Here is a 6919-nt window from a genome sequence, read left to right on the forward strand (position 1 = left end):
CCGCCAGCTCCTCCTCGATCAACTATGCGATCCCGAAATGATCGAGCGTGTCATGGCAGATGAGGCTAAGCGAAGCCCATAGATTGCATCTCTCGACCCAGCGAAAATCCTTTCGCCGGACGCTCACAGACTGTGCCCGTCGAAGAGTTTGAAGACGATACAGCTTGTGGTCCGGAGGAGACTTCACAATCCCGGCCACTGCGTCGACGTCCGCGTGTGTCGGAAAATGCCGTTCGCGAACGCCGGGAACTGGATCCCGGTCATTGTTGTCCTGCCTGTGGCGGAGAATTACGCCTTGTCGCAGAGGATGTCAGCGAAATCCTCGACATGATCGCAGCCACGATGAAGGTCATCGAGATCGCCCGACCAAAAAAGTCGTGCCGTTGCTGTGAGAGAATGGTGCAGGTACCTGCGCCCAGCCGCCCGATACCGGGTAGTATGGCGGGTGCCGGGCTTCTGGCCTATATCCTGGTCTCGAAGTTCGACGATCATCTGCCGCTCTATCGCCTCAACGAAATCTTCGCGCGGATGGGAGCCGATATACCTGACAGCACACTGGTGGACTGGTGCGGTCGTGCCATGCAGGTGCTCCGTCCGCTGATCGAGCGCATTGAGAAGGAGATTATGAAAAGCGATCTCCTCCATGCTGACGATACACCAATCCGGGTGCTGGATCGCTCATTGCGCGACAAGGGATTGGGCAAAGGTGTGAAGAAGGGCAGGATCTGGACATATGTCCGCGATCAACGTCCATGGGCGGGTAGCGCACCACCGGGTGCGGTTTATTACTGCGCTCCCGACTGGAAGGAAGAGCACGTCCACCATCATCTGCGAGAAGCGAGCGGCATCCTCCAGGCCGATGGTTATAAAGGCTACACAAAACTATACGAACCTGATGCGGGTGGGAACTGCCGCTTCCGCGAGGCTTCCTGCTGGGCGCATTGGCGGCGTGACTTTCATGACATCTGGGCCGCGAACAAATCCGGGATTGCGCGCGAGGCGCTTGATCGGATCGGTGCGCTGTATGATATCGAGCGGGGTATTGCAGGCCGTCCCGCCGATGTGCGGCTTGTCACGCGTCAAAAGCACAGCAAGCCGAAGGTCGAGGAACTGCGCGCATGGGCGGAAAAGCAGTTGCTTCGCATTCCGGGTAAAAGCGAATTGGCGAAGGCTTTGCGCTATGGGCTGAGCAGATGGCCGTCATTATCCCTGTTTCTGGAGGACGGGCGTGTGGCCATAGACAACAACGCTGCGGAGCGAGCCCTGAGGCCCATTGGTGTTGGACGCCGGAATTGGTTATTCGCAGGTGCTGATACCGGCGCGGAAACTCTGGCACGCGCCATGACGATCATTGAAACGGCGAAGATGAACGGCATCAACCCGCAAGCCTATCTGGCCGATGTGCTCGACCGCATTCATGATCACAAAATCAATCGGCTCGATGAGTTGCTCCCATGGAACTGGAAGCCTCTCGCAGCAGAACACGCTGAGGCAGCCTGATGGCCACGGTCACGTTTGTCTACACGCTCGAATATGTCGCCGAAATGCTCGAAGAGGATGTCGATCTTCTTCAAGCGATCATCTACAATGACGACAACCTGACCTATGGCAATATCATCACCGTCGTAACCGGCGACGACCAGACTACGAGCGCCCTGACGGACGACGGCATCGATGAACTCAGACAGATGCTCGCCGACGCGCGCAAATCAGCCGCAAAATGGCAAGAATTCCTCGACTGCTTTGTCGATGACCAAGAAGTCGTCGAACGTGTCAAGACATATTCCCCACGGTAACAATCGGGCCGTTACCATGCAACTGGTTCGATTGCTTGCCGCCTGGCGTCCGGACTTGACAGCCTATCGCGATGTGGAAGCGGCGTATCGGATTACCCTGAAGTCGCTTGGTCGCAGATACCTCGAACTGCATGATGAGATTGCCGATCTCGACATGATGATCGCTGCAATCGTCGAAGACCTGGCTCCGGACCTTGTCGAACGTAATTCAATTGGACACAACAGCGCCGCGCAGCTTTTGCTCACCGCCGGCGACAATCCCGAGCGATTGAAGTCAGAAGCAAGTTTCGCGGCGCTCTGCGGCGTCAGCCCTGTGCCAGCATCCTCAGGAAAGACCACAAGACATCGTCTGAACCGGGGCGGCGACCGGCTTGCCAATAGCGCCCTCCATATCATTGCAATTGGCCGCCTCAGGACCGATGACAAGACAAAGCAGTATGTCGCTCGCCGTATGGCTGCGGGCCACTCCAAGCTCGATGCAATCCGGGCATTGAAACGTTACATCGCTCGGGAAGTCTTCGGCATCATCATGCGTCGCCAGAAGCAGATCAATCAAACCAGGATCGTCGCTTGACAAACAGAAGGGCGTCCAGGGATCGCAGTTCACGTCCATTGACTTCACCACCGTGCTGAAGAAGGCGGAAGTCGCCATCTCGATGGATGGCAAGGGCGCGTGGCGGGACAATGTCTTCGTCGAGCGGCTCTGGCGGTCGATCAAATATGAGGAGGTTTATCTCCACGCCTACAAGACCGTGTCTGAGGCCCTCGTCGGCATCGGTCGATATCTGACCTTTTACAATAGCCGACGCCCACATTCATCCCTTGACCGGCAGACGCCGGATCAGGTCTACTTCAACGCGCTGACACCAATGATGGTGGCGGCATAATCGCGGCGGAAATCCACTTAACGAAACGCCCGAAACTGTTCAGACAAACCGAACCACCTCTATCAACATCTACATCTTAAACTAGGAGGGGCTTGTGGGCATTAATGACGAAATCATAGTATCGGCGGAAAATAAGGTTAAGCATGAATTGGATATGGGGGCGAAGTCCTTCTCCAAGCTTAAGATTGAAAAACGACCCGATATTCGGGACGTTGATGTTTTCAATGCGTTCAGCTCCATGTTCTGGAAAATAGAGAAATACGTTCCGTCGGCGTGGGGTGAGCATATTCCCTTTCTTTTCAGCCTTATTTCATTCCTGAAACCTCGCCGGTTCGTAGAACTCGGCGTCCATAACGGTGGAAGCTTTCTCGCAGCCTGCCAAGCGGTTGACTACGGAAATATAGCCTGTGAGTGCGTAGGGGTTGATAATTGGATTGGTGAACGTCAAGCCGGTTTTCATAGCTCGGAGGTTTTCAATTCGTTCCTCAACAACCTAAGTCGCTATAGCGATTTCGCTGGATATATAAGGTCGAACTTTCACCAAGCGGCAGAACAGTTTGAAGATGGGTCTATCGATCTGCTTCATATCGACGGCTTCCACTCAGAAGAGGCTGTCCAGAATGACTTTGATACTTGGTTGCCGAAAATGTCAGACATTGGCGTCATAATTTTTCATGACACGAATGAGTTTAGGACTGGCTTTGGAGTCTGGCGCTTCTGGCAAGCGATTCGCGAGAAATACGCGTATTTGGAGTTTGGTCATTGCCATGGCCTCGGTGTTCTTGCTGTCGGGAAGAATTCCCCACTCCGGGAAAATATTCCAAGTTTCGGCGTACCTATCGCTTCACGCTTGGTAAATCACGCACTTCAATTTGTGGCTGAGGGCGCAGGTACTAACGCCTGGGCAGCTGCAAAACTTTTCGCATCTCCCCCCCAGAAAGTTGCCGATAACGAGTTGAAATCGCTGAAGCAGCAGGTTGAAACCTTCAAAACGCAGATAGCCGACCTGACCACTGAAAAGGCCGACACCATTAAATCTAAAGAGAATGAAGTGGCCGCGCTGAAGCAACAGGTCGAGATCTTCAAAACGCAGATAGCCGACCTGACAACTGAAAAGGCCGACACCATTAAATCTAAAGAGAATGAAGTGGCCGCGCTGAAGCAACAGGTCGAGATCTTCAAAACGCAGATAGCCAACCTGACCACTGAAAAGGCCGACACCATTAAATCTAAAGAGAATGAAGTGACCACGCTGAGACAACAGTTGAATCACTCAAATCAGGAAATTGCGATATTAAGGGCAGAAATTGGAGCTTACAAGTTTTCTACTTCTTGGAAAATTACGTCTCCTCTGCGTTGGGCAATGATTAAAATCCGCAGTTAATATGGATAGTTCGAAAAAACGTGACGCGCGAATTAACCGCGCGTCACGGCGAGGCCCTGGTTCAAAAGACGGGAACAATCGGGACGTTACCATACTTGCGGCACAGGTCAGCCACCTTCATGCCTGCCTCCTGCTTCTTCATTCGTCCGCCCTTTATTGGGCCGGTGGAGTGCTCCCCATTTCACCGGACAGGTCGGCTAGTTTGATTTAGCCCTGATGAACTGCCGAGTCTCATCAACCTCACATACGGTCACCGTTTATGAAAGATACATTAAAAACGTTTAAAATTGAGACAGAAAAATATAAAATCAGGAATAATGAGCATATTAGGCACGCTAATCTATAACTTATCAATGGAATTACTATTTTAGACATTTTAACTATAAAAATATCAATTTCACCAAATATTATTGAAAAAAATACTGCAAGGAAGGAGGCTATGGCCCAAGTAAAAAAGTCGTGTGATGGATCTAATATTGGAAGAATGGCGACAAATATACTGACATGGACTAAGTACATAGCGTAACTCCAGTCCCCTAGCTTATGCAGTGTGATATCTATAAACCTTGGGGCGGCGAATGAACTTTGTACGGCTGCGAGCACTAAAAACCCGGATCCGATGCCTGATGTGACTCGGTTGAACGATGCTGGTACATGATGTTGCACTATTAATAGTACAACAAAAAGAAATATCGAAACAAGCGGAGTCGTAAACCGTTGAGCGAATAAAGGGATAAGTAATCCGACAGCGAACGCAGAGTTGGCAGGCATGATAAATATTTCAAAAAAGTCAGCCCGGCCAATCCGTGGTAACGCCATTCCGGAAATAGACACATAAAGTGTAATGACGATCCACACAGCAGCAAAATATGGGATAATTTTGGCTTTCCCTGTCAACAAGAAGATAGTGAGTAGTACATAAAAGTATATTTCGTGTACCAGGGTCCATTCGACTCGAAGTGGGTACGTTGCTGCAGGCATGGGTGCCAAAACCGCGCTATAGATATTGTATGGAGACGGGTAGGCTTCTGGAAAGCACAGGACACTAATCGCCGTAACTAAAAAGAAAAGTGGGTATATTCTGGCCAACCTCTTAAACAAAAAGGACGCCCAGTCGTCTTTGTGGACCAGCGTCGCCATAAGATATCCTGAAATTGCAAAAAAAACGCCTACGCCCCAGAGACCTAAAGTATGTGGAAAAACCGCTGCCGCCCAATCTATGTTCAAGTACTCTTTTAGATAGTGACCAGAGTGTCCCAAAAGTACGAGTGCTGCTGCTATCCCGCGTAAGTAGTGTATATTTTTATTGAATCGCATCGGTCGTAGGCGGGTTTCTCCATACAACTTCCCTTCTCTGGTTTTGTCTAATATAGAATGTCGCATCATGCCCTCAAACTTAACCCATAATTTCAGGGTGAGCTTTGCAACAGATACTGTAATGAATCAACATAAAGCCTATGATATCCCCCTCCAGCGGCAAACAAGAGGTGGCTTTCCACCCATGCTTGGTCTGCCCCCTGAAAAGTGGTCCTCCCTGAAGTAGGCTATTGAGCCGTAGGAGGACGTTGGAATGCCCCAGAAGAAGCACAAACCCGAAGAGATCGTGGCGAAGCTGCGCCAAGTCGATGTTCTGTTGTCGCAAGGTCGTTCTGTCGGAGAAGCGGTCCGTTTGATCGGCGTGACGCAGTTTACGTATTACCGGTGGCGCAAGGAGTTCGGTGGCCTGAAGGGTGACCAGGTGAAGCGGCTGAAGGAGCTCGAGAAAGAGAATGACCGGCTGCGCAAGGCGGTCTCGGACCTGACACTCGAGAAGCTGATCCTGAAAGAGGCTGCCTCGGGAAACTTCTGAGCCCCGCTCGCCGTCGCCGTTGCGTCGATCGTGTCATGGCGAAGTTCTCCGTGTCGGAGCGGTTTGCCTGCAAGGTTCTCGGCCAGCATCGTTCGACCCAGCGCAAAAAGCCGCAAGGCCGGCCCGATGAAGAGGCGTTGACCTCCGACATCATCCGGCTCGCTTCCCGCTATGGCCGTTATGGCTATCGCAGGATCACGGCGATGCTGCGGTCTGAAGGCTGGACGGTGAACGCCAAGCGTGTCGAACGGATCTGGCGGCGGGAGGGGCTGAAGGTTCCCCAGAAGCAACCGAAGAAGGGGCGGCTCTGGTTGAATGACGGATCGTGCATCCGGCTTCGACCCGAGCATCCAAACCATGTCTGGTCCTATGACTTCGTCGAGGGTCGGACCCACGATGGCAGGAGATTCCGCATGCTCAACATCATCGACGAGTTCACCAGGGAATGCCTTGCAATCCGCATCGATCGCAAGCTCAACTCGACCGACGTCATCGACGCCCTGTCGGACCTGTTCATCCTGCGTGGTGTGCCCGGCCATGTCCGTTCCGACAACGGCCCGGAGTTCATCGCCAAGGCTGTACGGGAGTGGATCGTAGCCGTCGGCGCAAAGACAGCGTTCATCGAACCTGGAAGCCCTTGGGAGAACGGCTACTGCGAGAGCTTCAACTCGAAGCTCCGCGACGAACTGCTCGACGGTGAGATCTTCTACAGCCTCGCCGAGGCCAAGATCATCATCGAAGCCTGGCGGCGGTACTACAACACCGAGAGGCCACACTCGTCGCTTGGATACAAGCCACCGGCACCCGAGGCCATCATCTGGCCTGCGCCAGCAAGCGGAGCAGCACCGTCATCTGCCCAGGCAATAGCCCCAAGGCTGACGTGCCCCCGTTAAATTAGGCCATTCAGAACTGGAATTTTCCACTTATGATCCCTTATCTGGGAGAAGGAGATTTCCATGAAAGCATCGAAGTTTTCGGAAGCGCAGATCGCATTCGTTTTGAA

At 52.4% G+C, this 6919-nt stretch carries 4 protein-coding genes and 3 pseudogenes; 6 read left to right on the forward strand and 1 reads right to left on the reverse strand.

Annotated elements, in window-relative coordinates; all coding sequences use genetic code 11:
* Positions 1-192: 192 nt before the first annotated feature.
* From tnpC to F9K91_RS25160, 5 genes and pseudogenes are all read left to right on the forward strand, one after another.
* Positions 193-1500, forward strand: a pseudogene (gene tnpC, locus F9K91_RS25135) (IS66 family transposase); the annotation flags it as partial.
* The gene (locus tag F9K91_RS25140) at positions 1500-1796 is read left to right on the forward strand and encodes a hypothetical protein (protein ID WP_151679035.1); all 297 of its coding nucleotides are present in this window, start codon (positions 1500-1502) and stop codon (positions 1794-1796) included. The pseudogene tnpC and the gene F9K91_RS25140, both read left to right, overlap by 1 nt.
* A gap of 4 nt (positions 1797-1800) precedes the next feature.
* Positions 1801-2370, forward strand: a pseudogene (locus F9K91_RS25145) (transposase); the annotation flags it as partial.
* A 16-nt stretch (positions 2371-2386) separates the two neighbouring features.
* A pseudogene (locus F9K91_RS25150) lies at positions 2387-2683 on the forward strand (transposase); the annotation flags it as partial.
* A gap of 94 nt (positions 2684-2777) precedes the next feature.
* Positions 2778-4067, forward strand: a complete 1290-nt coding sequence (locus tag F9K91_RS25160) for a class I SAM-dependent methyltransferase (protein WP_151679036.1) — start codon at positions 2778-2780, stop codon at positions 4065-4067.
* Positions 4068-4307: 240 nt separating this feature from the next.
* Here F9K91_RS25160 and F9K91_RS25165 read toward each other — a convergent pair whose 3' ends face one another.
* Positions 4308-5411, reverse strand: coding sequence for an acyltransferase family protein (locus tag F9K91_RS25165; protein ID WP_167522285.1), 1104 nt, complete (start codon positions 5409-5411; stop codon positions 4308-4310).
* 226 nt (positions 5412-5637) lie between these two features.
* Between F9K91_RS25165 and F9K91_RS25170 the strand changes: the two genes are divergently transcribed.
* A protein-coding gene (locus F9K91_RS25170) for an IS3 family transposase (RefSeq protein ID WP_151679038.1) occupies positions 5638-6809 on the forward strand; the annotation gives its coding sequence in 2 pieces (ribosomal slippage) (positions 5638-5902 and positions 5902-6809; 1173 coding nt in all).
* Positions 6810-6919 lie beyond the last annotated feature (110 nt).

It is taken from the genome of Brucella tritici (assembly GCF_008932295.1).
Lineage (GTDB): Bacteria > Pseudomonadota > Alphaproteobacteria > Rhizobiales > Rhizobiaceae > Brucella > Brucella tritici.

Excerpts from the sequence above, each read along its gene's own strand:
- F9K91_RS25140 (WP_151679035.1), top strand. The coding sequence starts at position 1,500 with ATGGCCACGGTCACGTTTGTCTACACGCTCGAATATGTCGCCGAAATG.